At 72.8% G+C, this 26,513-nt stretch carries 25 protein-coding genes and 1 pseudogene; 18 read left to right on the top strand and 8 right to left on the bottom strand.

Features of this window, described 5'->3' with window-relative positions; genetic code table 11:
* Positions 1-109: 109 nt before the first annotated feature.
* Complete coding sequence (locus ACIQHQ_RS24915; RefSeq protein WP_402615160.1) at positions 110-1,264, bottom strand: hypothetical protein; 1,155 nt, start codon at positions 1,262-1,264, stop codon at positions 110-112.
* A 176-nt stretch (positions 1,265-1,440) separates the two neighbouring features.
* Here ACIQHQ_RS24915 and ACIQHQ_RS24920 point away from each other — a divergent pair, with 176 nt between their 5' ends.
* From ACIQHQ_RS24920 to ACIQHQ_RS24940, 5 genes are all read left to right on the top strand, one after another.
* The gene (locus ACIQHQ_RS24920; protein ID WP_402615162.1) at positions 1,441-2,871 is read left to right on the top strand and encodes an NAD(P)H-hydrate dehydratase; all 1,431 of its coding nucleotides are present in this window, start codon (positions 1,441-1,443) and stop codon (positions 2,869-2,871) included.
* Between the two features lie 274 nt (positions 2,872-3,145).
* Entirely contained in the window at positions 3,146-4,315 is a 1,170-nt protein-coding gene (gene alr / locus ACIQHQ_RS24925; RefSeq protein ID WP_402615165.1) for an alanine racemase, read from the top strand.
* 108 nt (positions 4,316-4,423) lie between these two features.
* Positions 4,424-5,683 carry an alpha/beta fold hydrolase gene (locus ACIQHQ_RS24930; protein ID WP_402615167.1) on the top strand — a complete coding sequence of 420 codons (1,260 nt, stop codon included), beginning with the start codon at positions 4,424-4,426 and terminating at the stop codon, positions 5,681-5,683.
* Complete coding sequence (gene tsaE / locus ACIQHQ_RS24935) at positions 5,652-6,170, top strand: tRNA (adenosine(37)-N6)-threonylcarbamoyltransferase complex ATPase subunit type 1 TsaE (protein ID WP_402615170.1); 519 nt, start codon at positions 5,652-5,654, stop codon at positions 6,168-6,170. The genes ACIQHQ_RS24930 and tsaE overlap by 32 nt, the downstream gene beginning before the upstream one ends.
* A 142-nt stretch (positions 6,171-6,312) precedes the next feature.
* Positions 6,313-6,480 (top strand): hypothetical protein, encoded by a 168-nt coding sequence (locus tag ACIQHQ_RS24940; protein ID WP_402615173.1) that lies wholly within the window; start codon positions 6,313-6,315, stop codon positions 6,478-6,480.
* A gap of 19 nt (positions 6,481-6,499) precedes the next feature.
* On the opposite strand, the gene ACIQHQ_RS24945 is transcribed toward ACIQHQ_RS24940, so the two are convergent.
* Positions 6,500-7,054: a hypothetical protein gene (locus ACIQHQ_RS24945; protein WP_402615176.1), complete on the bottom strand. Its 555-nt coding sequence runs from the start codon at positions 7,052-7,054 to the stop codon at positions 6,500-6,502.
* A 113-nt stretch (positions 7,055-7,167) separates the two neighbouring features.
* On the opposite strand from ACIQHQ_RS24945, the gene tsaB reads away from it, so the two are divergent.
* From tsaB to ACIQHQ_RS24965, 4 genes are read left to right on the top strand one after another with little or no spacing between them, the layout of a single operon-like run.
* Positions 7,168-7,821, top strand: coding sequence for a tRNA (adenosine(37)-N6)-threonylcarbamoyltransferase complex dimerization subunit type 1 TsaB (gene tsaB, locus ACIQHQ_RS24950; protein WP_402615178.1), 654 nt, complete (start codon positions 7,168-7,170; stop codon positions 7,819-7,821).
* Positions 7,818-8,324: a ribosomal protein S18-alanine N-acetyltransferase gene (gene rimI, locus ACIQHQ_RS24955; protein ID WP_402615181.1), complete on the top strand. Its 507-nt coding sequence runs from the start codon at positions 7,818-7,820 to the stop codon at positions 8,322-8,324. The genes tsaB and rimI overlap by 4 nt, the downstream gene beginning before the upstream one ends.
* Entirely contained in the window at positions 8,317-9,408 is a 1,092-nt protein-coding gene (gene tsaD, locus ACIQHQ_RS24960; RefSeq protein ID WP_402615184.1) for a tRNA (adenosine(37)-N6)-threonylcarbamoyltransferase complex transferase subunit TsaD, read from the top strand. The genes rimI and tsaD overlap by 8 nt, the downstream gene beginning before the upstream one ends.
* Positions 9,405-9,662 carry a hypothetical protein gene (locus tag ACIQHQ_RS24965; RefSeq protein ID WP_402615187.1) on the top strand — a complete coding sequence of 86 codons (258 nt, stop codon included), beginning with the start codon at positions 9,405-9,407 and terminating at the stop codon, positions 9,660-9,662. The genes tsaD and ACIQHQ_RS24965 overlap by 4 nt, the downstream gene beginning before the upstream one ends.
* Positions 9,663-10,486: 824 nt before the next feature.
* Here ACIQHQ_RS24965 and ACIQHQ_RS24970 read toward each other — a convergent pair.
* A complete protein-coding gene (locus ACIQHQ_RS24970) occupies positions 10,487-12,805 on the bottom strand; it encodes a glycoside hydrolase family 3 N-terminal domain-containing protein (protein ID WP_402615190.1) in 2,319 nt (772 codons plus the stop codon).
* 172 nt (positions 12,806-12,977) lie between these two features.
* Between ACIQHQ_RS24970 and ACIQHQ_RS24975 the strand changes: the two genes are divergently transcribed.
* On the top strand, positions 12,978-14,039 hold the full coding sequence (locus ACIQHQ_RS24975; protein ID WP_402615193.1) for a LacI family DNA-binding transcriptional regulator: 1,062 nt from the start codon (positions 12,978-12,980) through the stop codon (positions 14,037-14,039).
* Positions 14,040-14,544: 505 nt separating this feature from the next.
* On the opposite strand, the gene ACIQHQ_RS24980 is transcribed toward ACIQHQ_RS24975, so the two are convergent.
* A complete protein-coding gene (locus tag ACIQHQ_RS24980; RefSeq protein WP_402615196.1) occupies positions 14,545-15,708 on the bottom strand; it encodes a methyltransferase domain-containing protein in 1,164 nt (387 codons plus the stop codon).
* Between the two features lie 119 nt (positions 15,709-15,827).
* Here ACIQHQ_RS24980 and ACIQHQ_RS24985 point away from each other — a divergent pair, with 119 nt between their 5' ends.
* From ACIQHQ_RS24985 to ACIQHQ_RS25010, 6 genes and pseudogenes are all read left to right on the top strand, one after another.
* Positions 15,828-16,766, top strand: coding sequence for a polysaccharide deacetylase family protein (locus tag ACIQHQ_RS24985; protein ID WP_402615199.1), 939 nt, complete (start codon positions 15,828-15,830; stop codon positions 16,764-16,766).
* Positions 16,763-17,506, top strand: a complete 744-nt coding sequence (locus ACIQHQ_RS24990; RefSeq protein WP_402615202.1) for a polysaccharide deacetylase family protein — start codon at positions 16,763-16,765, stop codon at positions 17,504-17,506. Before ACIQHQ_RS24985 ends, ACIQHQ_RS24990 begins: the two co-directional genes overlap by 4 nt.
* A gap of 169 nt (positions 17,507-17,675) precedes the next feature.
* Positions 17,676-17,984, top strand: coding sequence for a co-chaperone GroES (gene groES / locus ACIQHQ_RS24995; protein WP_003974211.1), 309 nt, complete (start codon positions 17,676-17,678; stop codon positions 17,982-17,984).
* Positions 17,985-18,099: 115 nt separating this feature from the next.
* Positions 18,100-19,725 (top strand): chaperonin GroEL, encoded by a 1,626-nt coding sequence (gene groL, locus ACIQHQ_RS25000; RefSeq protein ID WP_352117670.1) that lies wholly within the window; start codon positions 18,100-18,102, stop codon positions 19,723-19,725.
* A 161-nt stretch (positions 19,726-19,886) separates the two neighbouring features.
* Complete coding sequence (locus tag ACIQHQ_RS25005) at positions 19,887-20,939, top strand: hypothetical protein (RefSeq protein WP_402615207.1); 1,053 nt, start codon at positions 19,887-19,889, stop codon at positions 20,937-20,939.
* Between the two features lie 227 nt (positions 20,940-21,166).
* Positions 21,167-21,442: pseudogene (locus ACIQHQ_RS25010) on the top strand (DUF6234 family protein); the annotation flags it as partial.
* A gap of 45 nt (positions 21,443-21,487) precedes the next feature.
* Here the strand turns inward: ACIQHQ_RS25010 and ACIQHQ_RS25015 are convergent.
* The 3 genes from ACIQHQ_RS25015 to ACIQHQ_RS25025 form a co-directional block, all read right to left on the bottom strand.
* On the bottom strand, positions 21,488-22,195 hold the full coding sequence (locus tag ACIQHQ_RS25015; protein WP_402615209.1) for an ester cyclase: 708 nt from the start codon (positions 22,193-22,195) through the stop codon (positions 21,488-21,490).
* A gap of 131 nt (positions 22,196-22,326) precedes the next feature.
* Positions 22,327-23,100, bottom strand: a complete 774-nt coding sequence (locus tag ACIQHQ_RS25020) for an SDR family NAD(P)-dependent oxidoreductase (protein ID WP_402615212.1) — start codon at positions 23,098-23,100, stop codon at positions 22,327-22,329.
* 93 nt (positions 23,101-23,193) lie between these two features.
* Entirely contained in the window at positions 23,194-23,862 is a 669-nt protein-coding gene (locus tag ACIQHQ_RS25025; RefSeq protein ID WP_402615215.1) for an MOSC domain-containing protein, read from the bottom strand.
* An 80-nt stretch (positions 23,863-23,942) separates the two neighbouring features.
* Between ACIQHQ_RS25025 and ACIQHQ_RS25030 the strand changes: the two genes are divergently transcribed.
* Entirely contained in the window at positions 23,943-24,839 is an 897-nt protein-coding gene (locus ACIQHQ_RS25030; RefSeq protein WP_402615218.1) for a LysR family transcriptional regulator, read from the top strand.
* A gap of 65 nt (positions 24,840-24,904) precedes the next feature.
* On the opposite strand, the gene ACIQHQ_RS25035 is transcribed toward ACIQHQ_RS25030, so the two are convergent.
* A complete protein-coding gene (locus ACIQHQ_RS25035; protein ID WP_352117699.1) occupies positions 24,905-25,234 on the bottom strand; it encodes a WhiB family transcriptional regulator in 330 nt (109 codons plus the stop codon).
* 380 nt (positions 25,235-25,614) lie between these two features.
* Between ACIQHQ_RS25035 and ACIQHQ_RS25040 the strand changes: the two genes are divergently transcribed.
* On the top strand, positions 25,615-26,226 hold the full coding sequence (locus ACIQHQ_RS25040) for a response regulator transcription factor (RefSeq protein WP_003948568.1): 612 nt from the start codon (positions 25,615-25,617) through the stop codon (positions 26,224-26,226).
* The last annotated feature ends 287 nt before the right edge of the window (positions 26,227-26,513 follow it).

Consider the following 26,513-nt stretch of genomic DNA (forward strand, 5'->3'; position numbering starts at 1 on the left):
TTTGAACGAGTTCAAAACACGGTTCGAGCATACGCCCGCGGTGCGGTCCCTGAGGAGAAGGCCCCGAAGCCCCCGCCGGGTGTGGCGGCGGAGGCTGCGGGGAGCCGAGTCAGCAGATCGACTGGCTGCTGTTCACCCGCGTGATGTTGCGGAACGTCGTGTTCTCGCCACACGGGCTCTCCCTGATGGCCGAGTTGGTGACCGTCAGGTTCTGGATGGTGATGTCCTTGTTGTTCGGGAACTCCGAGCGGGCGGCAAGCCGCAGTTCACCGCCGCCGGTGACCGTGCCCCTTTGCGTCGCGAGGCTGACGTTGTAGCAGTTCTCGATCAGGACCGAGTTGTTGCCCGTGTTCGAGAGCGTCACCCTGTCGATGACGGCCCCGCCGCTCTCCGAGACGCAGAACACCCCGCGCCCGCCGCCGCGCGCGATGACCTCGCCGACGCGGATGTTGGTGGGGTAGCCGCTGCCGACCCGGCCGTTGCGGTTGGCCATGCGGAAGGCGGCGTAACCGGTGCCGGTGCCCGCGTTCTCCGCGTCGACCTTGGTGACGGTGGCGTTGACGGTCTGGTTGAGCAGCAGACCGGACTCGCCCACGTTGCGTGCGGTGACCGTGCCGATGGTGATGCCGTCGACGCCGTAGGTCTCCACCGCGTGGCTGGACGCGCCGGAGACGTAGACGTTGTCGATGCGGACGTTGCGCGTCCACTGGCTGGTGTCGCCCCGGTTGTCGATGCGGACGCCCAGGCCGCGTGAGAGGCGCATGTCGATCTGGCCCAGCACCACGTTCTGGACGTTGCGCAGGAAGATGCCGTACAGCGGGGTGCCGGTGAGCTTGAGGTTCTGGACCTCCACGTCGCGGGTGCCGCGCGAGTAGACCGGCGCCTGGTCGCCCGAGCCGCTGCCGGTGACGTTGATCGTGCCGCAGACGTCGAGGATCGTGTAGCTCGGCAGGGAGATGCGCGAGCCCGCCGAGACGGAACCCGAGCCGCGGACCACGACCCGTTCCTTTGACGTGCGCCCGGCGCTGAGGCTGTTGACGGCCGCCTGGACGGCCGCGCGCATGTCGGTTCCGGTGTAGACCGTGCTGCCGCCGCGCCGGGCGGTCCAGTTGCCGCCGCTCTGCACGGCCTCGGCCTGGTAGGAGCCGTCTCCGCAGGCCAGTGCTCGCGTGGGGGCGGCCGTGGCGGGGGCGGTCAGGGTGCCGGCCGCGGTGAGGAGGGCGGTGGCACCGGCGGCGGCCAGTAATGCGGCTCTGCGTCCCATGGGGGGCCTCGGTTTCGTCGGGTGTGGGGGAGTGTGCAAGCGCTTTCTGCGCGGCCGGGAGTCTGGCAAAGGGGCGGCAAGGCGTCAATGGATGCGACACGGTTCGCAGAGGGGGGAGATGCGGGAGGTGCGTGTGAGGGGGAGTGGCCCGGCGGCCGTACGGGAAACTCCACCGCATGCGTACTGCGTACAGCGTGGAGACGGTCCGGAACGCCGAACGGGAGCTGATGGCGCGGCTGCCGGAGGGGGCGCTGATGCAACGTGCCGCCGCCGGGCTCGCCGCGGCCTGCGCCGACCTGCTGGGGCGGGTGTACGGCAGCAGGGTCGTGCTGCTGGTCGGCAGCGGCGACAACGGGGGCGACGCCCTGTTCGCCGGGGCCCGGCTGGCTCGTCGGGGGGCCGGGGTCACGGCCGTGCTGCTCGCCCCGGACCGGGCACACACGGCGGGACTCGCGGCGTTGCGGCGGGCCGGGGGGCGGGCCGTCGGGGCCGGTGAGGGCGAGCCGCTGGCCGAGGGCGCGGACCTCGTCGTCGACGGCATCGTCGGGATCGGCGGGAAAGGCGGGCTGCGGCCGGACGCCGTGCCGTTGGCCGCAGCCGCGGGGCGGTCGAGGGGGGCCGTGGTCGCCGTCGATCTTCCGAGCGGTGTCGACGCCGACACGGGGGAGGTCCACGGAATCGCGGTCCGGGCCGATCTGACCGTCACCTTCGGGACGCACAAGCCGGGGCTCCTGATCGACCCCGCACGCGAGTACGCGGGGTCGGTGCGCCTGGTCGACATCGGGCTGGAGCTGCCGGCCGAGGCGGAGCTGGAGGCGTTGCAGCACCGGGACGCGGCCCGGTTGCTGCCGGTGCCGCGGGCGGAGAGCGACAAGTACCGGCGGGGCGTGGTCGGCATCGCCGCCGGGTCGGCGCGCTACCCGGGGGCCGCCGTGCTGGCCGTCGCGGGCGCGCTGCGGGGTGGGGCCGGGGCGGTTCGGTACGTCGGACCGGCCGGGGACGCGGTCATCGCGCGGTTCCCCGAGACGCTGGTGTCGGATCAGGGGCCGAAGCACGCCGGGCGGGTGCAGGCGTGGGTCGTCGGACCGGGGGCCGGGGACGACGCGGCGACGGTGGCGGAGGTGCTGGCGGCGGAGGTGCCGGTGCTGATCGACGCGGACGGGTTGCGGCTGGCGGACGCGGAGGTCGTTCGGGGGCGGCGGGCGCCGACGCTCATGACGCCGCATGCGGGCGAAGCGGCGGCGCTGCTGGGGGTGGAGCGGGGGGAGGTCGAAAGGGGTCGGCTGACCGCGGTGCGGGACCTGGCGCGGCGGTACGGGGCGACCGTGTTGCTGAAGGGGTCCACGACCTTGGTGGCCGACTCCGGGGGCGGGGCGGTGCGGGTGAACCCGACGGGCACGGGGTGGCTGGCCACGGCCGGGAGCGGGGACGTGCTGTCGGGGCTGGCCGGGTCGTTGCTGGCGGCGGGGCTGTCCGCGAGGGACGCCGGGAGTGTGGGGGCGTATGTGCACGGGCTGGCCGGGAGGCTGGCGGCGGACGGGGCGCCGGTGGGGGCACATGATGTGGCGGCGGCCATTCCGCAGGCCTGGCGGAACGTGCTGGGCTGAGCCGCCGGCCGGGGACCGAGGGCCGTGAGGCTGTGGTCGACGCTGTACGACACGCCCATGCCGTACTCCCGCTTCTTCAGCGGCGGGCAGGCGCTCCCCGGTGTCCACGGCTCGCTCCGCACCGCCGTCGGCACGATGGCCGCGTCGATCTCAGCGTGGGCGACGCGCGAGGCCGGGGGGCGTGCTCAGGAAGGGCGGCCGGGTGTTCGTGCGGGGCCGGCCGGCCCGGGACGTAGCCGAACCGTCGACGGAGCCCTCTGAGACACTGGGCGCGATGAGCGAGAGAACAGCCCCGCGGACCGCGTTCCTGCGGGCCCGTGCCGAGATCGACCTGGCCGCCCTGCGGGCCAATGTGCGGGCCCTGCGTGCCCATGCGCCGGGCGCGGCCGTGATGGCCGTGGTGAAGTCCGAGGCATACGGCCACGGGGCTGTGCCGTGTGCCCGGGCGGCCGTGGCCGCGGGGGCGACCTGGCTGGGCACGGCCACGCCCGAGGAGGCCCTGGCCCTGCGGGCCGCCGGACTGCCGGGCCGCATCATGTGCTGGCTGTGGACGCCCGGCGGACCGTGGCGTGAGGCGATCGAGGCCGAGCTGGACGTGTCCGTCAGCGGCATGTGGGCCCTGGAGGAGGTCGTCGAGGCGGCCAGGGGGGCCGGCCGGCCCGCCCGGGTGCAGTTGAAGGCGGACACGGGGCTCGGGCGCAACGGCTGCCAGCCCGGGGACGACTGGGCAGCGCTGGTCCGCGAGGCGCTGCGGGCCGAGGCCGAGGGGCTGCTGCGCGTCACGGGCCTGTGGTCGCACTTCGCCTGCGCGGACGAGCCCGGGCATCCCTCCATCGCCGCCCAGCTCGCCGTCTTCCGCGAGATGGTCGCGTACGCCGAGGAGCGGGGCGTGCGGCCCGAGGTCCGGCACATCGCCAACTCGCCGGCCACCCTCACGCTCCCCGAGAGCCACTTCGACCTGGTCCGCACCGGCATCGCCACCTACGGCATCTCGCCCAGCCCCGAGCTCGGCACCCCGGCCGACTTCGGACTGCGCCCCGTCATGACGCTGTCCGCCTCGCTGGCCCTGGTCAAGCGCGTACCGGCCGGGCACGGCGTCAGCTACGGACACGGGTACGTGACTCCCGGCGAGACCACTCTCGGCCTGGTTCCGCTGGGCTACGCGGACGGCGTCCCGCGGCACGCCTCCTCGGCCGGGCCGGTCCTGGTCGAGGGCAAGTGGCGCACCATCGCCGGGCGGGTCGCCATGGACCAGTTCGTGGTGGATCTGGGCGGCGACGAGCCCGCCGCGGGGGCCGAGGCGGTCCTCTTCGGCCCCGGGGGCCGCGGCGAGCCCACCGCCGAGGACTGGGCCCAGGCGGCCGGAACCATCGCCTACGAAATCGTGACCCGAATCGGAACGCGTGTTCCTCGCGTCTATGTGAATGAGGAACAGGACGGGTAACTCGTCCAGAGAACCTGTCACGCGAGAAGCGACGGTCACCCAGGCAACACCGGCATCACCGGACCCGACGAGTCACCCGATCGGCAGCCCGGCGAAGAGGAGCGTTACGTGAGCGAGAGCAGTGCGGAGGTCGTCGTCGACGTCGCCTCCGCGGCCGTCGCGGCCTCCGCCGCGGGGGCGGCGGGAGGCTGGCGCCGGGCGACCGGTCTCGCCGGCGTGGCGATAGGCGTGGTGGCCACGGGCGCGGCCGCCGGTGTCGCCCTGGAGCGGATGACGGTCGGCCGGGGCATGCGCCAGAAAGCCCGGCTCGCCCTGGACTCGGCGGGACCGTACGGCTCGTTGCGCGGCATGCCCGGCAAGGCGTTCGCGGACGACGGCACCGAGCTGTACTACGAGGTCGACGACATCGACCAGGAGGCCGCCCCGGCGGCCATCGGCCCCCGCCGCCGCCGGCTCTTCGGCCGCAAGTCCCCCGCGCCCGTCACCGTCGTCTTCAGCCACGGCTACTGCCTGAGCCAGGACTCCTGGCACTTCCAGCGGGCGGCCCTGCGGGGCGTCGTACGGACCGTGCACTGGGACCAGCGCAGCCATGGCCGGTCCGGGCGGGGTGTGGCGCAGACGCGGGACGACGAGCCGATCACCATCGAGCAGCTGGGCCGGGACCTGAAGGCCGTCATAGACGCGGCAGCCCCCGAGGGCCCGCTGGTGCTGGTCGGGCACTCCATGGGCGGCATGACCGTGATGGCGCTGGCCGACCAGTACCCGGAGCTGATCCGCGAGCGGGTGGTCGGGGTCGCCTTCGTGGGGACGTCCTCGGGGCGGCTCGGCGAGGTCAACTACGGCCTGCCCGTCGCCGGGGTCAACGTGGTGCGGCGGGTGCTGCCCGGGGTGCTGAAGGCGCTGGGACAGCGGGCCGAGCTCGTGGAGAAGGGGCGCCGGGCGACGGCCGACCTGTTCGCCGGGATCATCAAGCGGTACTCGTTCGCCTCCCGGGACGTCGATCCGGCCGTCGCCCGGTTCGCCGAGCGGATGATCGAGAGCACGCCGATCGACGTGGTCGCCGAGTACTACCCGGCGTTCAACGACCACGACAAGACCGAGGCGCTCGTCCACTTCGCGGACCTGCCGGTGCTCGTCCTGGCCGGGGTGCAGGACCTCGTCACGCCGAGTGAGCACAGCGAGGCCATCGCCGATCTGCTCCCCGAGGCCGAACTGGTGCTGGTGCCGGACGCGGGGCACCTGGTGATGCTGGAACACCCGGAAGTGGTCACCGACCGCTTCGCCGACCTGCTCACCCGCGCGGGTGCCGTGCCCGCAGGGGCTACCGTGAAGGGCTATGGAAGCAGCAGCACCGCACAGCCCGGCTGAGCCCGGATCCGTCCAGACCGTCGTCACGTCCCCCGAGCAGATGCGAGAGCTGGGCCGCCGGCTCTCGAAACTGCTCCGCGCGGGTGATCTGGTGATGCTCAGCGGGGAGCTCGGCGCGGGCAAGACGACGCTGACCCGCGGCCTGGGCGAGGGGCTCGGCGTCCGCGGAGCCGTCACCTCGCCGACCTTCGTGATCGCCCGGGTGCATCCCTCCCTGGGGGACGGGCCACCGCTCGTCCATGTCGACGCCTACCGGCTCTCCGGCGGTCTCGACGAGATGGAGGACCTGGACCTCGACGTCTCGTTGCCCGACTCCGTGGTCGTCGTGGAGTGGGGCGAGGGCAAGGTCGAGGAGCTGACCGAGGACCGGCTCCAGGTCGTGATCCACCGGGCGGTGGGTGACACGACCGACGAGGTCCGGCACATGACGGTCACCGGCGTGGGCGAACGCTGGGCCGCGGCGGACCTGAGCGTGCTCGCCGCCTGAGTGCGATGTGCGGTCATCCGATGAACGTTCCGACAAGACGTCGGCAAGATGTTGCGTTCGGCGTCTTGTGCGTGGTCACATGGTATCCAGTCCGTAGTTAGGTCTACCTAACTATGTTGCCCCGGCCCTTCGGGAGGCGTCCATGTCGGCTACAGAGAGTAAGGGGCAGCCGCAGCGGTTCGCGGTCGCCGGGGTGTCCATGCGGGACCTGCTGGCGGCCGGCGAGGCGGCGGCACTGGTCTCCACGCCCCCGCGCGCGCCCGAGCCGGAGCTCTCCGAGCAGGCCCCCGTGCACCGGGAAGCCGCTTAGAGCCCTCGCGGGGGAGGCCCTAGCGGACGACCACGACCGTGCGGCCGATCGTCGCGAACGTCCACATCGCGTTCCCGTCCGCACGGGACTCACGGATGCCACCCGTACGGGCCTTCGGGTCGGGTGCGGGGGCGGTGGGGCCGCCCACGGCCGCACTGAAGCCGATGACCACGCCGTTCACGGCGGCGAAGCGCACCACGTGCTCGACGGGGACGCCGTCGGAGCCGGTGACCGCGTTCGAGCGGGACGTCACCGAGTAGCTGCCCGGCGCCGGATCCACCGCGCTCGGCTCGACCTTGAACGTGCGGCTGACCGTCCCGTCCCCGGCGACCAGCCACACCCGGTCATCGCGCAGCGAGTACACGACCCGGGCGCCCTTGCCGGAGCCGTCGGGCAGCGCGGCGGGGTCCTTCCGGGGCGCCTTCGACGCACCGGCCGCCGGCGTGGCGCCCGCCTGCGCCGACCGTCCCAGCCCGGCCGGGACGGTCTCGGCCGCCTGGTGGGCGAGGTATCCGACCGTGGCGAGGGCCGCGGCGGTGAGCCCGGCCACGATTCCCGAGCTGCTAGCTGCCACCTGCGTCCACCTCACGTCGTGCATCCCTGTCGTGACGTCAGGTGACGGTAGCAGCACGTGACGACCCGACCGTCGCGACCGTGCCGGGCCCCGGGGAGCCGTAGGCTGTTTGCGTGCTCTTGCTCGCTCTGGATACCGCCACGCCCGCTGTCACCGTCGCGCTGCACGACGGACGCGATGTCATCGCCTCGTCCAGTCAGGTGGACGCGCGGCGGCACGGGGAACTGCTGCTGCCGGCGATCGACCGGGTGCTCGCCGAGGCCGGTCTGCGGCTCGACGCCGTCACCGGGGTCGTCGCCGGGATCGGTCCGGGACCGTACACCGGGCTGCGCGTCGGACTGATGACCGCGGACACCTTCGGGCTCGCGCTCGGTGTCCCCGTGCACGGCGTGTGCACGCTGGACGGCCTCGCCTACGCCGCCGACCTGGAGGGCCCGTTCGTCGTCGCGACCGACGCCCGCCGCAAGGAGGTGTACTGGGCCCGCTACGCCGACTCCCGCACCCGGGTCACCGACCCGGCCGTCGACCGGCCCGCCGACATCGCCGAGCAGGTCGAGGGGCTGCCCGCGGTCGGCGCGGGCGCGTTGCTGTACCCCGACACCTTCCCCAAGGCGTACGAGCCGGAGCACGTGTCCGCCGCCGCCCTCGCCCGGCTGGCCGCGGAGAAGCTGGCCGCCGGCGAGGAACTGCCCGCGCCCCGGCCGCTGTATCTGCGTCGCCCCGACGCCCAGGTCCCCAAGAACTACAAGGTGGTCACCCCCAAGTGACCGAACCCGTGACGTGCACGCTGCGCGAGATGCGCTGGTGGGACATCGACTCCGTGCTGGAACTGGAGCGAAACCTGTTCCCCGAGGACGCCTGGTCCCGGGGCATGTTCTGGTCCGAACTCGCCCATGCGCGGGGGCCCGAGGCCAACCGGCGGTACGTGGTCGCCGAGGCCGGCTCCCGGATCGTCGGCTACGCCGGTCTGGTCGCCACCGGTGAGCAGGCCGACGTCCAGACCATCGCCGTGTCCCGTGAGCTGTGGGGCACCGGTCTCGGCGGACGGCTGCTGGCCGAACTGCTGCGGGCGGCCACCACCTTCGAGTGCGCCGAGGTGATGCTGGAGTGCCGGGTCGACAACGTCCGCGCACAGAAGCTGTACGAGCGCTTCGGCTTCGAGCCCATCGGTTTCCGGCGTGGCTACTACCAGCCGGGAAACGTGGACGCCCTGGTGATGCGCCTGACCGCCCCCGAGAACTCCGTACAAGGAACCGAGATCAATGGCTGACGAACCCCTCGTACTGGGAATCGAGACCTCCTGCGACGAGACCGGCGTCGGCATCGTGCGGGGCACCACCCTGCTGGCCGACGCCGTCGCCTCCAGCGTCGACGAGCACGCCCGCTTCGGCGGTGTCGTACCGGAGGTGGCGAGCCGCGCCCACCTGGAGGCGATGGTCCCCACCATCGACCGCGCCCTGAAGGAGGCGGGCGTCAGCGCCCGCGACCTCGACGGCATCGCCGTCACCGCCGGTCCCGGTCTCGCCGGTGCCCTGCTGGTCGGCGTCTCCGCGGCGAAGGCCTACGCGTACGCGCTCGGCAAGCCCCTCTACGGCGTCAACCACCTCGCCTCGCACATCTGCGTGGACCAGCTGGAGCACGGGGCGCTGCCCGAGCCGACGATGGCCCTGCTGGTCTCCGGCGGCCACTCCTCGCTGCTGCTGTCCTCGGACATCACCTCCGACGTCCGCCCGATGGGCGCCACCATCGACGACGCGGCCGGCGAGGCCTTCGACAAGATCGCCCGCGTGCTGAACCTCGGCTTCCCGGGCGGCCCGGTCATCGACCGGTACGCGAAGGAGGGCGACCCGAACGCGATCTCCTTCCCCCGGGGTCTGACCGGCCCGCGCGACCCGGTCTACGACTTCTCCTTCTCGGGGCTGAAGACCGCCGTGGCGCGCTGGATCGAGGCCAAGCGGGCGGCGGGGGAGGAGGTCCCGGTGCGGGACGTGGCGGCCTCCTTCCAGGAGGCGGTCGTGGACGTGCTGACTCGCAAGGCCGTCCGGGCCTGCAAGGACGAGGGCGTCGACCACCTGATGATCGGCGGCGGCGTGGCCGCCAACTCCCGCCTGCGCGTCCTCGCCCAGGAGCGTTGCGAGGCCGCGGGGATCCGGCTACGGGTGCCGCGGCCCAAGCTGTGCACGGACAACGGCGCGATGGTCGCCGCCCTCGGCGCCGAGATGGTCGCCCGGGGCCGGGCGGCATCGTCCTGGGACCTGTCGGCGGACTCGTCCCTGCCGGTCACCGAACCGCACGTGCCCGGGCACGACCACGACCACGTGCACGAGGTCAGCAAGGAGAACCTCTACTCGTGACGGTCGCGTTGATGTGGGAGGCCCGGGCGTCCGAGGGACGGGGCGAGGAACTGCTGGTTTGGGCGCGCGCCCAGGAGCTCCCCCTGAAGCCCCTGCGCCGGGAGACCTTCCGGGCGCCTCAGGACCGGGTCCTCGTCATCACCTGGTGGGACGCGGCCCACGACGCCGAGCTGCCGGAACTGCCGGAGCCGGACGAGGGCCTGGTCACGCGGGCGGTGCACCGGTGGCGGTTCGAGTCGGTGGACGCCGGCTGACCGAGAGTCCTCAGGGCTCCTCCGGGATGTGGCCCCGCCACAGCACCAGTCCGTTCGCGCTCTCCCGGCGGGCGGCCACCAGGGCCCGGCCGGCCGGCCGGATGCCGGCCACGGCGGGACGAGGAGCAGGGAAGGCTCCGCGAGGAGGGCGACCAGCAGCGCGAAGACAGGCTGAAGGCGAGGACCCCGGGCTGCAGGGAAGGCTCCGCGAGGGGGGCCACCAGCAGAGCGAAGACCAGGCTGAAGGCGAGGGCCCCCGGGCTGCAGGGAAGGCTCCGCGAGGAGGGCCACCAGCAGAGCGAAGACCAAGCTGAAGGCGAGGGCCCCCGGGCCGAACGGGCGGCGTCGCAGGGAGACCGCGGCGGGCGGTGTCGCGCCCGTGTCCTCCACGGACGGCGCGGTGTCGAACTCGGGGACCACACCGCAGACCTGAGCCGGGACCCCCTCAGAGCGCGGACGCGGCCACGAACGCGAGCCCGACGCCGATGGCCGGCCAACGGCAGTCCGTGCGGCCTGATCGGCAGGTGTCCGCGCAGGCCGGTGAACACCGCAGCGGCGACCGCGGTGCCGGTGAACGCCGAGACGCCGCCCCGCGGTTTCACCTGGATCTACCTGTCCGTCCCGCCCTCGTGCTCCCGGCGCGGGTCTCACACCGCCCCCGAGACCTCCGTCTCGCACCGGAGCCGCCGATCGGGGCCGAGGATCCTGAGCGGGCCGGTGAGGGTGAGCCGTGGCGTGTGGCGTACGTCCGCGCTGGACGCCGCCTGCCGCAGTTTCACCTGGATCTACCTGTCCGTCCCGCCCTCGTGCTCCCGGCGCGGGTCTCACACCGCCTCCGACACCTCCGTCTCGCACCGGAGCCGCCGATCGGGGCCGAGGATCCTGAGCGGGCCGGTGAGGGTGAGTCGTGCCGTGTGGCGTACGTCCGCGCTGGACGCCGCCAACCGCAGTTCCAGGGCGCCCGGTTCGACCACCCTTCGGCCCGAACGGTCGGTGAACGCCGAAAGGTCCGTGTGGAAACGGAACGTCACCCGGGCCGCCTCGCCCGGGGCCAGCTCCACCCGCTGGTAACCGATCAGCCGGACGTCGGGGCGGGTCACCGAGGCCACCGGGTCGTGCAGGTACAACTGCACGACCTCCGCACCCTCGCGCCCGCCCGTGTTCCGCACGGTCACCGACACGTCGTGGGAGCCGTCCGTGCCGAGTTCGGCCGGTTCGGTCGCGGAGCAGTCCTCCCAGGTGAACGCCGTGTACGAGCGGCCGTGTCCGAAGGCGTACAGGGGGGTCGGGTCGAGGTTGCTGACCTCGCCCGCGAGACCCAGGGGCGGCTGGAGGTAGGTCCAGGGCTGGCCGCCCGGGACCTGGGGGACGCTCACGGGCAGGCGGCCCGAGGGGTTCACGCGGCCCGACAGGACACCCGCGACGGCCGGGCCGCCCTCCTCGCCGGGGAAGAACGCCTGGACGACCGCGCCGAGGCGGCGGTGCCAGCGGCCCAGGGCGTAGGGGCGGCCGGTCAGCAGCACCAGCACCACGGGGACGCCCGTGGCGACCAGCGCGTCCAGCAGATCGCCTTGGGCGCCCGGCAGGCCGAGGTCCGTCACGTCGCAGCCCTCGCCCGAGGTGCCGCGGCCGAACAGGCCCGCCCGGTCGCCGAGGACCGCCACGCACACGTCCGCCTCGGCGGTGCGGGCGATCGCCTCCTCGAAGCCCGCGGTGTCCGGGTCGGTCACGTCACACCCTTGCGCGAACGTCACCTTGGCGTCGGGGAGTTCGGTGCGCAGGGCGTCCAGGACCGTCGGGATCTCGATGCCGGCCGGCACCTCGGGGTGGTGCGTGAGGACGTGGGACGGGAAGGAGTAGCACCCCAGCATAGCCAGGGCGTCGGCCGCCCGGGGCCCGACGACCGCGATCCGGGTGTCGGGGGCCAGGGGCAGCAGGCCGTCGGGGTTGTCGAGCAGGACCACCGACTCCTCGGCCAGGCGGCGGGCCAGGATGCGGTTGCCCGTCGAGTCGAGGTTGATCTCGGTGGCCGGCTCGGGGGTCCAGTCCTCGTCCAGCAGGCCCAGTTCGCACTTCTGGAGCAGGACGTGGCGGGCCGCCCGGTCGACGAGTTCCTCGGGGACCTCGCCCGCGCGGACCGCCTCCAGCAGCGGTGGGCCGTAGCAGCTGACAGTGGGGAGCTCCACGTCGATGCCGGCGGTGAGGGCCGCGTGGGCCGCCTCGGCGGGGGTGCCCGCGACCCGGTGGAGGGTCTGGAGGAATCCGATGCCGAAGTAGTCGGCCACGACCGTGCCGGTGAAGCCCCACTCCTCGCGCAGGAGACGGGTCAGCAGCCCGGGGTCCGCGGAGGCCGGGACGCCGTCCGTCTCGGTGTAGGCGGCCATCACCGAGCGGGCGCCGCCCTCGCGCAGGGCCATCTCGAAGGGCGGGAGGGTGACGTCGGCGAACTCGCGGACGCCGGCCCGGACCGGAGCGAGGTTGCGGGCACCGGCCGAGGAGGCGTACCCGGCGAAGTGCTTGAGCGTGGCGATGACACCGGCCGACTCCAGGCCCCGCACATACGCGGTGCCGACCGTGCCGACCAGGTAGGGGTCCTCGCCGATCGTCTCCTCCACCCGGCCCCAGCGCGGATCGCGTACGACGTCCAGCACGGGAGCGAGACCCTGGTGGACACCGGCCGAGCGCAGGTCGGCGCCGATGCGCCGGGCCATCTCCTCGACCAGCGGCGGATCCCAGGTCGCCCCCCAGGCGAGCGGGACCGGGTAGGCCGTGGCCTGCCAGGCGGTGAAGCCGGCCAGGCACTCCTCGTGCGCGATCGCCGGGATGCCGAAGCGGCCGGCTGCGGTGATACGGCGCTGGGCGCGGGCCAGTGCCTGCGCGCCGAGCGCCGGGTCCACGGGTGCGGTGCCGAAGGAACGGGTGAGCTGGCCCAGACCGTGGGTGATCAGCTCGTCCCACTCCTCGTCGGAGCGCTCGACGGTCATGTCGTGCTGGTGCGGAGCGACTCCGCCGCCGTCCGTCGCGGCGCCCACCCACACGCCGTACAACTGGGCGGTCTTCTCCTCCAGGGTCATCCGCGGGAGCAGGTCGTCGACGCGGGCGGCGGCGGGCAGCGCGGGATCACGCCAGGGCGCGGTGGTCATGAAGCTCCTGTCGGGTGGACGGGACGGCCCTCTCACGAGCGCGTGGAGGCTCCTGACGATCGTTTCCCGCGCCCGCTTCTACGAATGTTTCGATGTGTATGTCGAATGTTCCGGGAACCTATGGCGCCCTGAGGACTTCGTCAAGGGGGCCGACAGGGTTACGATCGCCGCCATGACATCCCCGGAGCCCGTTGAAAGCCGGACGCAGATCCGGACGCAGGGGCGCACCGCGCAGACCGCGACGCTTGCCGAGATCGCCCGTGAGGCGGGCGTGTCGGCGCCGACTGTTTCGAAGGTCCTCAACGGCCGGGCCGACGTCGCCCCGGCCACCCGGTCCCGCGTCGAGGACCTGCTGCGCGCCCACGGCTACCGGCGCCGCCGCGCCGAGGCGACCCGCTCGCCCTTGATCGACCTGGTCTTCCACGAGCTGGAGAGCGCCTGGGCGATGGAGGTCATCCGGGGCGTGGAGAACGTGGCGCGGGACGCCGGGCTCAGTGTCGTGCTGTCCGAGAGCGCGGGGCGGCTCACCCCCGGCCGGACCTGGGCCGACCAGGTCGCCGCACGCCGGCCGCACGGCGTGATCCTGGTCCTGTCCGGCCTCGACGAGTCGCAGCGGGCCCTGCTGACCAGCCGCTCCATCCCGTTCGTGGTGATGGACCCGGCCGGCGACCCCGGCGCCGACGTGCCGTCGATCGGCGCGACCAACTGGCAGGGCGGTCTCGCGGCCACCCGGCATCTGGTCGAGCTGGGACACCGCAGGATCGGCGCGATCAGCGGCCCCTCGCAGATGATGTGCAGCCGGGCCAGGATCGACGGCTACCGGGCCGCGCTGGAGACGGCCGGGCTGCCGGTGGATCCCGAGCTGATCGCGATCGGCGACTTCCACCACGAGGCCGGCTACCGGCGGGGCCTGGAGCTGCTGCGCCGCCCGGACCGGCCGACCGCCGTCTTCGCCGGGAACGACCTCCAGGCGCTCGGGCTGTACGAGGCCGCGCGCGAGCTGGAGCTGCGCATCCCCGAGGACCTGAGCGTGGTCGGGTTCGACGATCTGCCGGTGGCGCCCTGGGTCGGGCCGCCGCTGACGACCGTGCGGCAGCCGCTGACGGAGATGGCCGAGGCCGCGGCCAAGCTGGTCCTCGACCTCGGGCGGGACGAGGGGACCCCGGCGACCCGGGTCGAGCTGGCGACGAGCCTGGTCGTGCGCAGCAGCACGGCGGGGCCCGCCGAGGCGTAGGCGCTGCGTCGGCGGGTTTTCCGGATGCCTCCGCACCGCACCGAAGCCAATCGGATACACCGCCGAAACTTTCGTGTGTTCCGCGGTGAGCTCCCTGAGACCGGGCTCACCGCCATCCCCCGCCGGCCGGAGTGCCCGTGGTCGCCTCCCTGCCGCTCTCGGCCCCGCCTCGCACGCCGCCGACGCACCCCCGCGCCGAGTCGGTGAAGCCCTGGGCGGATGGCCCCGGGCGGGGACGACGACCCGCCCCCCGACGTACGGCGGCGTACGGCGTCACCGGCCAGTGGAGCGGGTCGCGCGGGGCGGGTGTGTATCGCCCGCCCGGGCGCCCCGCTGTCGTCGTGGAAGGGGAACGGGACGTTCGGTGCCTGGACCGCGGATCACTCAGGCCTGGGAGCGAACCGCGTACGGACCGGTGCGACGGCCGGTCGAACGGGCGGCGTCCCCCCGGAACGAGCGGGAGCGGGTACAGCCGCTGCGCCGGGCCGCCGAACAGCCGTGACGGTCAGGCGGGGTGCCCGATGAGCATCGCCGGTGCCCCCGCGACCCGGGTCAGGAACACCGTGGCCGCGTGCGGACCCTGCGGCTTGACCTTCCTGCGGAGCTCCTCCGGCTCCACCGCCGAGCCCCGCTTCTTGACGGTGAGGGTGCCCACCCGCCGCTCGCGCAGCAGCGCCTTCAGCCTCTTGAGGTTGAAGGGCAGATGGTCGGTGATCTCGTAGGCCGTGGCGTACGGGGTGGGGTGCAGGGCGTCGGCCGTGACGTACGCGATGGTCGCGTCGAGCAGCCCGCCGCCCACCCGGTCGGCCACCTCGGCGACCAGGTGGGCGCGGATGACGGCGCCGTCGGGCTCGTACAGGTAGCGGCCGGGCGGGCGGACCTCGGGGTCGGGCAGGCCGCGGGAGAGCAGAGTGCGGGGGCCCGGCAGGAGGGTGGCCCGGACCGCCGCGGGCTCGGTGCCGAACCACAGCACCGCCTCCTTGACGTCCCCGCCGTCGGAGATCCACTCGGCCTCCGCGTCCTCGGGGACCGCCTCGTGCGGGATGCCGGGGGCGACCTTCAGCGCGGCGGCCCGGGGGGCTCGGCGGGCTGCGGAGACCGCCCAGGACAGGGGCGGTGAGTAGGCCTCGGGGTCGAAGATCCGGCCCCGGCCGCCGCGCCGGGCGGGGTCGACGAACACGGCGTCGAAGCCGGCCGTGTCCACCTCCGTGACGTCCGTCTCGCGCACCTCGATGAGGCCGGCCAGGCCCAGCGCGTCGGCGTTGGCCCGGGCCGCCGCGGCCGTCTGCGGGTCCCGGTCCACGGCCAGCACCCGGATCCCGGCGCGGGCCAGCGCGATCGCGTCACCGCCGATGCCGCAGCACAGGTCGGCGACCGAGGTGACGCCCAGGTCGGCCATGCGCCGGGCCCGGTAGGCCGCCACGCTCGCCCGGGTCGACTGCTCGACCCCGTTCGGCGTGAAGAACATCCGGCCCGCGTCCTCGGCCCCGAACTTCACGGCCGCCCGCTGCCGCAGCCGCGCCTGGCCCAGCGCCGCCGACACCAGCTCGGCGGGATGCTCGCGGCGCAGCCGGGTCGCGACGGCCAGCTCCTGCGCCGGATCGGTGTCCCGCACCTCGTCGAGGAGGGCGCGGCCTTCGGGGCTGAGGAGGGGAGCGAGGTCGTTCACCCGATCATTGTCGGCCACGGCGGCTTCCGGGGACCGTGTGGGCCAGTCGGTGGATGGTGGGCCACCGGCCGCGGTGTCGGGGCGGGATCAGCCGGAGAGGGCTGCGAGGATCCGGCACCATGCGAGCAGTCGTACAAAATGACAAAAGCCGGGCATCGGGACGGGCGTCCGCCGGCGCGCGGATCGTCCTGGCCGTGCTCGTCCTCGCCGCCATCGCCTCCGGCTGCGCGCAGGGCGGCGGCAGCGAACGGGTCACCCCGGCCGGCGGCCAGCAGCCCCTCGACGCGCCGCCGGCCCGAGCGCTCGACTCCTACGCCACCAAGCTGCGCGCCGCGCACGCCGCCCGGATCGCCGCCGCACACCGCTGGAACCTGCGCGAGGTCCCCCTGGCCGCCCCGCCGCCTCCCGCGACGAAGCCCAGGATCAGGACCCGCAAGGGCTTCGAGGTGGACGGCCACCGGAAGCTGGACCTCCCGCCCGTCTTCACCACGGTCCCCACCCGGGACAAGGTCGTCTTCCTCACCATCGACGACGGCGCCGAGAAGGACCCGGCGTTCCTGCGGATGATGAGCGACCTGGACGTCCCGTACACGGCCTTCCTCAGCGGCTACCTGGTCAAGGACGACCCCCGCTACTTCCGGAGGATGCAGTCCCAGGGCGTGGTCCTGAACAACCACACGCTCCACCATCCCGACCTGCGCGGCCTGTCGTACCGCGCGCAGAAGCGCGAGATCTGCGGCATGCAGCGCTACATGGAGCGGCGGTTCGGCAAACGCCCCGTCCTCTTCCGCCCGCCCTTCGGCAGCTACGACCGGGCGACCCTGCGCGCCGCCAAGACCTGCGGCATCGCCTACGTGCCCCTGTGGAACGAGGAGGTCTTCGCCGACCACTGGGAGTACCGCGAGGCGGACCGGAAGCTGCGCCCGGGCGACATCGTCCTCACGCACTTCCGGGGCCGCGACCAGTGGAAGGGCACGATGGCCGACATGGTCCGCCGTTTCCTCAACAAGGTCACGGCCCAGGGTTACGCGGTCGGGCGGCTGGAGGACTACCTGTGAGGCGGCCGGCCGCCGCGCTGCTGTGCGCCGTCCTGCTGGCCGGCTGTGCCGGGGCGGGGCAGCGGCCGGGCACCTCCGACGGGCGGGCCCAGGACCCCGGCGCGGTGAGCGGCCCCCGCCGGCTGCCGCCCGTCGTGGACCGCGTCGACACCCGAGACCCGGTCGTCTTCCTCACCTACGACGACGGCGCCGAACGCGACCCCCGCTTCGTCGCCCTCGTGCGCGAGCGGCGGCTCCCCGTCAGCATGTTCCTCACGGACAGCGTCGTGGGGCCCGGCTACGGCCACTTCGCCCGGCTGCGCGCGGTCGGCGCGTCCATCCAGAACCACACGCTCGACCACCCCGCCCTGCGCGGCCTGCCCTACGCCGGCCAGCGCGCCGAGATCTGCGGCCAGCAGCAGAAACTGCGCTCCCGCTTCGGCATCATCCCCCGCCTCTTCCGCCCGCCCTACGGCACCTACGACACGACGACCCTGCGCGCCGCGGCCGACTGCGGCATCACGGCGGTCGTCCTGTGGCGGGCGTCCCTGAACGCCGAGGGTGAGCTGACGTACACCCGTGGCCGCGCCGGGCTGCGGCCCGGGGACATCGTCTCGGTCCCGTCGGGCGAGACGGACTCCCCGACCCTGACGGAACGGACCGTGCGGCTGCTGCGGGAGATCGAGCGGAGGGGCCTGCGGGTGGGGCGGCTGGAGGACCACCTGGAGAGAACACCCGGCCGACGCGCCGCGGGCAATTAGCAGTCCGCTTGACCGAGTGCTAATCACAGTCATAGTCTCGGCTCTGGCACTCCCCCTAGGAGAGTGCCAACACAGCGACGGGCAGGTCCGGCACCCGCGACGACGGATCCACCTGGTCGCCACCTCAGACAGTTAACCCCGTGAGATCTCCGAAGGGGGAGGTCGGATCGTGACGACCACCAGCTCCAAGGTTGCCATCAAGCCGCTCGAGGACCGCATTGTGGTCCAGCCGCTCGACGCCGAGCAGACCACCGCCTCTGGCCTGGTCATCCCGGACACCGCCAAGGAGAAGCCCCAGGAGGGCGTCGTCCTGGCCGTGGGCCCGGGCCGCTTCGAGGACGGCAACCGTCTTCCGCTCGACGTCTCCGTCGGCGACGTCGTGCTCTACAGCAAGTACGGCGGCACCGAGGTGAAGTACAACGGCGAGGAGTACCTCGTCCTCTCGGCCCGCGACGTGCTCGCGATCGTCGAGAAGTAATTCACCCCAAGCACATTGCTTTGAACTGCGCCCCTGGCCCCCGCGATCGCTATTGAGCCGGGCGCCCGGGGCGCAGTGCCGTTACCCCTGATTCCGGAAGAGGGCTCACGCTCCCATGGCGAAGATCCTGAAGTTCGACGAGGACGCCCGTCGCGCCCTCGAGCGCGGCGTCAACAAGCTTGCCGACACGGTCAAGGTGACGATCGGCCCCAAGGGCCGCAACGTCGTCATCGACAAGAAGTTCGGCGCTCCCACCATCACCAACGACGGTGTCACGATCGCCCGTGAGGTCGAGATCGAGGACCCGTACGAGAACCTCGGTGCCCAGCTGGTCAAGGAGGTGGCGACCAAGACCAACGACATCGCGGGTGACGGTACGACCACCGCGACCGTGCTCGCCCAGGCGCTCGTGCGTGAGGGCCTGAAGAACGTCGCCGCCGGTGCTTCCCCGGCCGCCCTGAAGAAGGGCATCGACGCCGCCGTCGCCGCTGTCTCCGAGGAACTGCTCGCGTCGGCCCGCCCGATCGACGAGAAGTCCGACATCGCCGCCGTCGCCGCCCTGTCCGCCCAGGACAGCCAGGTCGGCGAGCTCATCGCCGAGGCGATGGACAAGGTCGGCAAGGACGGTGTCATCACCGTCGAGGAGTCCAACACCTTCGGTCTGGAGCTGGACTTCACCGAGGGCATGGCCTTCGACAAGGGCTACCTGTCGCCGTACTTCGTGACGGACCAGGAGCGCATGGAAGCCGTCCTGGACGACCCGTACATCCTCATCACGCAGGGCAAGATCTCTGCCATCGCGGACCTCCTGCCGCTGCTGGAGAAGGTCATCCAGTCCAACGCCTCCAAGCCGCTGCTGATCATCGCCGAGGACGTCGAGGGCGAGGCCCTCTCCACCCTCGTCGTGAACAAGATCCGCGGCACCTTCAACGCCGTCGCGGTGAAGGCCCCCGGCTTCGGCGACCGCCGCAAGGCGATGCTGCAGGACCTGGCCGTCCTCACCGGCGCCACGGTCGTCTCCGAGGAGGTCGGCCTCAAGCTCGACCAGGTCGGCCTGGACGTGCTCGGCTCCGCCCGCCGCGTCACCGTCACCAAGGACGACACCACGGTCGTCGACGGCGCCGGCAACAAGGACGACGTGCAGGGCCGCGTCGCCCAGATCAAGGCCGAGATCGAGTCCACCGACTCCGACTGGGACCGCGAGAAGCTCCAGGAGCGGCTCGCGAAGCTGGCCGGCGGCGTGTGCGTCATCCGTGTGGGCGCGGCCACCGAGGTCGAGCTCAAGGAGCGCAAGCACCGTCTGGAGGACGCCATCTCCGCGACCCGCGCCGCGGTCGAGGAGGGCATCGTCTCCGGTGGTGGCTCCGCGCTGGTCCACGCCGTCAAGGTCCTCGAGGGCAACCTCGGCAAGACCGGCGACGAGGCCACGGGTGTCGCGGTCGTCCGCAAGGCCGCCGTCGAGCCGCTGCGCTGGATCGCCGAGAACGCCGGCCTCGAGGGCTACGTCATCACCTCCAAGGTCGCCGAGCTCGACAAGGGCCAGGGCTTCAACGCCGCCACCGGCGAGTACGGCGACCTGGTCAAGGCCGGCGTCATCGACCCGGTCAAGGTCACCCGCTCCGCCCTGGAGAACGCCGCCTCCATCGCCTCCCTCCTCCTCACGACCGAGACCCTGGTCGTCGAGAAGAAGGAAGAGGAGGAGCCGGCCGCCGGCGGCCACAGCCACGGCCACTCCCACTGAGGCATGACGGCTGAGGGCTGACGACGTCAGGCCGCCCGAGCCCGAGCGAAGGCCCGGCACCCCGGAGACGGGATGCCGGGCCTTCGCCGTGCCGTCCGCCGATCAGGGAACCGGCGCACCGGTCGGCGCCCTCCTACACACCGGAGCAGAAGGGGGTGGCGATGAGCCAGGCGCTCTACGAGGAACGGTCCCGTAATCCGTTGGCGCGCACCGCGGAACTCACCGAGGACCGGCTGCGCAGAGGCGGCCGGACCACACCGCTGGAGGAGCTGAACCTCGTCGCCATGGCCGAGGCGTACCTGCGGGGACGCTGGCTCGGCGGTGGCGGTACCGAACGCCCCCTGGAGTCGCTGGCGCAGGGCCCGGGCATCGTCCCGGTCACCCGCGTGACCGGCACCACTACGCCCCTCAAGGTGCGCCGGCCCGCCGACTTCGCCCGCGCGCTCGGCGCACTGGCCGTGCGCAGGAGCGGCGGCGCGCACCAGGTGGCCGCACTCGCCGCGCGGGCCCAGGCGGAGGGCGTGCCCCTGTGGATCGCACGCCGGTACGCGCCGGGTCCCGCCGGGCCGCTCGCCGTCGCCGTGGACCGGCGTCTGGTCCGCGTGGACGTCTGGGGCCCGCAAGCTCCCGTCGTACGGCTCAGGGCGCCGTACGGCTACCGCCCCGACACCGGCGACCGGTCGGGCGGCCTGGTCATGACCGTCGGCGACATCACCGCACGGCTCGAACTCCGCAAGAAGATGCGCAAGTCCAAGAGCAGCGTCGAGATCCGCCTGCCCGACCGGCAGTGGACCTTGCGCCGCGAGAACGCCGAGAGCTCGTGGCTGCTGCGCGACGACCGGCACGTCGCGCTGCTGACCCGGCCCTCACGGTGGCCCGGCCCCCCGCCCGGCTCGGTGCTGCTGCCGCTGGCCGACGTGCGCCACGAGAGCCCCGACCCCCTGGACGCCGTGATGGCCCACGCGGTCGCGGTGTCTTTCGGCCTCGGCGACACCACGGGCCTGGCCAGGTTCCGCGCTGTGAGCTTCCGCCGGAACACGGGCGACGACATCTGGGAGCGCCCCTGGTTCAGCAACCTCGGCAGGGACCGCGACGACAACGAACCCGGCGGCGGCGACGGCTGGGGCAGCGACGGCGGGGACGGCGGCGACGGAGGCGGCAGCGACGGCGGCGGTGGCGGCGGGGACGGCGGAGGCGGTGGCGGAGGCGACTAGCCGGCTGCCGGCGGCACCCGGCACATCTCCTGACACCCGCGGCTCACCAAGACGTGCTGCGGCCGGCTTCCATGATCCGGGCCTCGAGGCATGCGGATGGTGGCCATGCCCCTGGCTTCAGGCCCTGGGAGACGAAGATGGTCGAGAAGGACCGGCAACCGGGACTGTCCCCGTCCTCTCGGGGCGACGGGATCGCGGGTGGCTGCCTGACCCTGATCGTGCTGCTCATGCAGCTGCCCACCGCGTTCCTGCTGGTCCTGGTCTTGGTGATACGGGGATGGGGCAGCCGCACGGACGAGCATGCCGGGCCGCCCTCGATGGACTGGGTGCCGGTCCTGTGGCTCGGTGCCTTCACCCTGGTCACTCTCGTGATCGCCTGGGCCTTCCTGCGCTCGGCACACCCGTTCGCAGGGACGTTCCAACTGCTCATCGCGGCCGTCGCACTGATTGCCACGCTCACGGTCCGGCACGAGGAATACGAGCGCGCGCATCCGTCTGTGCGCGCGGCGTCGCCCGCCGGGCCGGCTGGCCCAAGGAGCGCCGAGGGCTCAGAGCTCCGTAGGCTCCAGCGCCCCGAGCTGCTGCATCAGCCCCAGCCGGTCGTACTGCCACCAGCCCTCGGCGATCTTCCCGTCCGGTGTGCAGCGGTGCACGGTTGTCCCCGTCATCGTGACGTCCTGCCCGGTCGGCGGGATGCCGAGGAAGTCGCCGGTGTGACGCCCGTGGAAGGTCCACCGGGTGCACACCCGGTCGCCCTGCGCCATCTGGTCGTCGATCGTGAACGAGAAGTCGAACCCGCCCCGCCACACCTCCACCTCGCGCCGGACGGCGTCCAGCCCGATGACGTCCTGCACGTTGGCGGGATCGTGGTCGTGGTAGTCCTCGATGAACACGTCGTTGAACGCAGGCGCGTCCCCCTGGCCGGGAGCGAGCTCGAAGAACCTGCGCGCGGTGGCCGCGTACAGCTGCTCGTCCCGCACCACGTCCAGGTCCGTGAAGGTCGGCGTCCCCTCGCAGAGCGCCACCATGTCCTGGAAGATCCGGTCGGTCTCCGGCAGCCCGGAGTTGCGCATCGCCTCCTCGTACGACGGGAACTCCACGATCTCCACGATGTGCGAGGCGTCGGCCCGGTCCTTCGCCACCACGCTGTGCGACGCGGTCCGCTTCCCCTTGGTCTGCTCGACCCACCGGTCCATCAGCCGGTTCATCTCGTCGAGCCGGCTGGTCCTGCATTCGATGAGCTGTACGAAGGTCATGGCCTCGCCTCCGGCCCCCCTGGGTCCGGCTGGAACAGTCTCATTGTCCCAAGGGGACGGCACGGATGCCTCCCGGCCCACCGGGCGAAAGGAGCCGGCCGGGCCGCACGCGGCCGACCGACCGCGTGCCCCTACTGCGGCCCGTACTTCCGACCCGTCCTGGACGACACGGCCCCGAGCATCCCCCGCGGCACCAGCTTCGCCGCCCCCATCAGCGCCTTGTAACGCGGGTCCGGAATGGACAGCGTCTTGCCGCGCGCCAGATCGTGCAGCGCCGCCGCCGCCAGCTTGTCCGCGTCGAGCCACATCCAGCCCGGGATGTTGTCCGTGCCCATGCCGGCCCGGTCGTGGAACTCGGTGCGCACGAACCCCGGGCACAGCGCCATCAGCCGTACGCCGCTGCCCGCCAGGTCACGCGCCGCGCCCTGGGTGAACTGCACGACCCAGGCCTTGGACGCGCCGTAGGTGCCCCGGGGGACGAACGCGGCCACCGACGCGACGTTGACGACGCCGCCGCGGCCGCGCTCGCGCATGGCCTCGGTCGCCGCCGACGTCAGCCGCAGCACCGCCTCGCAGTGCACCTTCAGCATCCGCAGCTCGTCGGCCATCGAGACGTCGAGGTAGCGGCCCTTGTTGCCGAACCCGGCGTTGTTGATCAGCAGGTCGACGGGGCTCTTGCGGTCGCCCAGGCGTGCGGCCACCGCCTCGATGCCCTCGTCCTCGGCCAGGTCGGCCGTCAGCACCTCCGCCTCGATGCCGTGCCGGTCGTGCAGCTCGGTCGCCTGTTCCCGGAGCCGCTTGGTGTCGCGGGCCACCAGCACCAGGTTGTGCCCGTCCGCCGCCAGTCGCCGCGCGAACGCGGCCCCGATGCCTGCCGTCGATCCCGTAATCAGAGCCGTTGTCATGGCAGAAGGTTAGTGACCTGGAGCGTGTGCATCCGCTTCCCCGTAGGGCCGCCCGTGGTGAAGGGTCGGTGGAGACGGGCGCGGTGAGGGCCGTCAGGACCCGTACTTCTCTTCGTACTCCCGTGCCGTCCTCAGCAGCTCCGGGTGCAGTGCCTCGCCCGCCGCCAGCAGGCGCGGCAGCAGGGTCCGCTCGGTCGTCACCGCCCGGAACTGCAGGGCCACGGTCACCTCGTGGTCGGGCCGGTGCACGATCTCGACGGCATCGCCCGCCCGGATCTCCCCGGGCACGATCACCCGCAGATACGCCCCCGGCGCGCCCCGCTGGGTGAACCGCCTCACCCAGCCCTTCTCGTCCATATGGCCCTGGAACGTACGGCACGGAATCCGCCCGGAGGTGATCTCCAGCACCACGTCGGGCCCCACGCGCCAGCGCTCCCCGATCAGGGCCCCGGACACGTCCAGGCCCTGGGTGGTGAGGTTCTCGCCGAACGCGCCGTCGGCCAGCGTCCGGCCCAGCTCGCGCTCCCACTCGTCCAGGTCCTCGCGGGCCATGGCGTACACCGCCTGGTCGTCGCCGCCGTGGTGCTCCAGCTTGCACACCGCGTCGCCGGCCAGCCCGCTGCCGCCGACGCCCTTGGGCCCGGGCGCGGACACCCGCACCGGCCCGTCCACCGGCCGCTTGTCGATCCCGGTCACGCCCTGCGGGTTGTCCGTGTAGGGCACGGCCGCCGCACGGCCCAGATTCACTGACAGAAGCCTCATGCCCGCACGGTAGGCGACCGGCCCTCAAAGCGTCGACGCATTATCGGCAGCGGCGTCAAAGCGCCCCTTATCCTCGAAGGGTGATCGAAGCTCGTCATCTCCGTGTCCTGCGCGCCGTCGCGACCACCGGCTCCTTCTCCGCCGCGGGCCGCGAACTGGGCTGCACCCAGCCCGCCGTCAGCCAGCAGATGAAGGCCCTGGAAGCCTCCGTCGGCACGCCGCTGCTGATCCGCACCGGCCGGGAGATGCGCCTGACGCAGGCCGGTGAGGCCCTGGTGCGGCACGCCGCCGGAATTCTCGCCGGGCTCACGGCCGCCGAGGAGGAGGTCGCCGCCATCGCCGGACTGCGCGCGGGCCGGGTCCGGCTCGTCTCCTTTCCCAGCGGCAGTTCCACCCTCGTCCCCACGGCCCTCGCCGCACTCCGCGAGGCACACCCCGGCACCCGCGTCTCGCTGGAGGAGGCCGAACCGCCCACGTCCGTCGGCCTGCTGCGCGAGGGCGACTGCGACGTGGCACTCGCCTTCCGCTACGAGGGGGCGGCGGGCGCCGGGGAATGGGACGACCTGGTGGTACGGCCGCTGCTGTCGGACCGGCTCGTCGCGCTCGTGCCGGAGCGGCATCGGCTGGCCGGCGCGGAGTCCGTCGCCATCGGCGAGCTCACCGGGGAGCCGTGGATCGCGGGCTGCCCCCGCTGCCGCGGACAGCTGATCGAGGTGTGCGCGGCGGCCGGTTTCACCCCGCGCATCGACTTCGCGACCGACGACTACCCGGCCGTCGTCGGCCTCGTCGGCGCCGGCCTGGGCGTGGCCGTGCTGCCCCAGCTGGCCATTGAGTCGGTACGGCCCCGGGGGGTGCGCACCGTGCGGCTCGAACCGGCGGTGCGGCGGGAGATCGTCGCGCTCACGCTGCCCGACCTCGCACAGGTCCCGGCGGTGGCCGCGACGCTCGACCAGCTGGCCCGGGCCGCCCGTCGCTAGCGGCCGCCCAACGGCGTCAAAAACCAACGGCACGCGTGCGCGTGCCTGTTCGAAGAAACGTTCCTTCAGTTGTTCGAGGCGGAATGCCCGCCCGATGCCGACGCCGACACCAGCCGGTTGCGGGCCCGCCCCATGAGCTCTTCGCGCTCGTCCTCGGTCAGCCCGCCCCACACGCCGTACGGCTCGCGCACCGCCAGGGCGTGGGCGGCGCACTCGGCACGTACCGGGCACCTCATGCAGACCTCTTTGGCCGAGTTCTCACGAGCGCTCCTCGCCGCACCGCGCTCGCCCTCCGGATGGAAGAAGAGCGAGCTGTCCACCCCGCGACAGGCAGCCAGCAGCTGCCAGTCCCACAGGTCCGCGTTCGGTCCGGGAAGGCGGGAGAAATCTGCCATTACGTGACCCCTTGTAGCCGTTCTGGGCGGATCCGGTGTCTACGACCGTACAACTACGATCTAAGGAGATGAAAATATGACTCATTGCGAATCTAGCTCCAGACACTGGCAAAGCGGAAGAAATGGGTCTGAATGGGGCATAGGTTGTGATGAAAGTTCGAGGGTCTGCTGCGCATATCAGCACCGTGTCCGACCCCTCACGTAGAGTGCCGAAGATGGCAGCCGGCCCCGTAACTCTTTCGAGTGACCGTCGTTGAGAGTGCGAGGCGGTTGAAGCAACAAGCGCTCGGACGGGCGTCCGAGACGGTCGACCGCACAGGTGACGATTTCGTACCAGCCTGGAGGCTCAAGGTGACGTGCATCAGCTGCGGAGGGCGGTCATGACATCCGTCCTCGTCTGCGACGACTCCCCGCTTGCCCGAGAGGCGCTCCGTCGTGCGGTCGCGACCGTGCCCGGCGTAGAGCGCGTGACGACGGCGGCCAACGGCGAGGAAGTCCTCCGCCGCTGGGGGGCCGACCGCTCGGACCTGATTCTGATGGACGTGCGCATGCCCGGACTGGGCGGCGTCGAGACGGTCCGTCGGCTGCTGTCCGCCGACCCCGGTGCGCGCATCATCATGCTCACCGTCGCCGAGGACCTGGACGGTGTGGCCCTCGCGGTCGCCGCCGGTGCCCGCGGCTATCTGCACAAGGACGCCTCCCGCGCGGAACTGCGCGCGACGGTGACCCAGGCCCTGGCCGACCCGACCTGGCGGCTCGCCCCGCGCCGGCTGCGCTCGGCCGAGATGGGCGCCGCGCCCACGCTCACGGCGCGTGAGATCCAGGTCCTCGAAGGCATGAGCCACGGCCGCTCCAACGCGGAGATCGGCCGCGAGCTGTTCCTCTCCGAGGACACCGTCAAGACCCACGCCCGGCGCCTGTTCAAGAAGCTCGGCGCCTCGGACCGGGCCCACGCGGTGGCGCTCGGCTTCCGGTGGGGTCTGGTGCGCTAGGGCCTGTCCTTCGGATCGGGCCGGCTTCGACGCCGCGCGGCCTCCGGCCAGGACCGGAGAGCGGGGGCACATGGATGCCCCCGCGCGAGCCGCACACGCGCGGACCGGAGCCGGCGGCCGACGGCGGCGCCGGCGGGGAACCGCCCCTGCCCGAGCGAGGTCGAGAGCGCGGGAGGGCACAGGCGAGGGTCCACGTCCCCGGGTTGATCCGGACGGCAGGCCCCAGCGGTCGTGGTGAGGGCATGGAAGGCCAGGTGGGCGCGGGTGGACCGGCGGTCCGCCGGAGG

Source organism: Streptomyces sp. NPDC092370, assembly GCF_044755265.1.
Taxonomy (GTDB): domain Bacteria; phylum Actinomycetota; class Actinomycetes; order Streptomycetales; family Streptomycetaceae; genus Streptomyces.

Coding starts and splice junctions, on each gene's coding strand:
- ACIQHQ_RS24915 (WP_402615160.1), bottom strand. CDS start 1,264: ATGGGACGCAGAGCCGCATTACTGGCCGCCGCCGGTGCCACCGCCCTC.
- ACIQHQ_RS24920 (WP_402615162.1), top strand. CDS start 1,441: ATGCGTACTGCGTACAGCGTGGAGACGGTCCGGAACGCCGAACGGGAG.
- alr (WP_402615165.1), top strand. CDS start 3,146: ATGAGCGAGAGAACAGCCCCGCGGACCGCGTTCCTGCGGGCCCGTGCC.
- tsaE (WP_402615170.1), top strand. CDS start 5,652: ATGGAAGCAGCAGCACCGCACAGCCCGGCTGAGCCCGGATCCGTCCAG.
- ACIQHQ_RS24940 (WP_402615173.1), top strand. CDS start 6,313: ATGTCGGCTACAGAGAGTAAGGGGCAGCCGCAGCGGTTCGCGGTCGCC.
- tsaD (WP_402615184.1), top strand. CDS start 8,317: ATGGCTGACGAACCCCTCGTACTGGGAATCGAGACCTCCTGCGACGAG.
- ACIQHQ_RS24970 (WP_402615190.1), bottom strand. CDS start 12,805: ATGACCACCGCGCCCTGGCGTGATCCCGCGCTGCCCGCCGCCGCCCGC.
- ACIQHQ_RS24975 (WP_402615193.1), top strand. CDS start 12,978: ATGACATCCCCGGAGCCCGTTGAAAGCCGGACGCAGATCCGGACGCAG.
- ACIQHQ_RS24985 (WP_402615199.1), top strand. CDS start 15,828: ATGCGAGCAGTCGTACAAAATGACAAAAGCCGGGCATCGGGACGGGCG.
- groL (WP_352117670.1), top strand. CDS start 18,100: ATGGCGAAGATCCTGAAGTTCGACGAGGACGCCCGTCGCGCCCTCGAG.
- ACIQHQ_RS25005 (WP_402615207.1), top strand. CDS start 19,887: ATGAGCCAGGCGCTCTACGAGGAACGGTCCCGTAATCCGTTGGCGCGC.
- ACIQHQ_RS25015 (WP_402615209.1), bottom strand. CDS start 22,195: ATGACCTTCGTACAGCTCATCGAATGCAGGACCAGCCGGCTCGACGAG.
- ACIQHQ_RS25020 (WP_402615212.1), bottom strand. CDS start 23,100: ATGACAACGGCTCTGATTACGGGATCGACGGCAGGCATCGGGGCCGCG.
- ACIQHQ_RS25025 (WP_402615215.1), bottom strand. CDS start 23,862: ATGAGGCTTCTGTCAGTGAATCTGGGCCGTGCGGCGGCCGTGCCCTAC.
- ACIQHQ_RS25035 (WP_352117699.1), bottom strand. CDS start 25,234: ATGGCAGATTTCTCCCGCCTTCCCGGACCGAACGCGGACCTGTGGGAC.
- ACIQHQ_RS25040 (WP_003948568.1), top strand. CDS start 25,615: ATGACATCCGTCCTCGTCTGCGACGACTCCCCGCTTGCCCGAGAGGCG.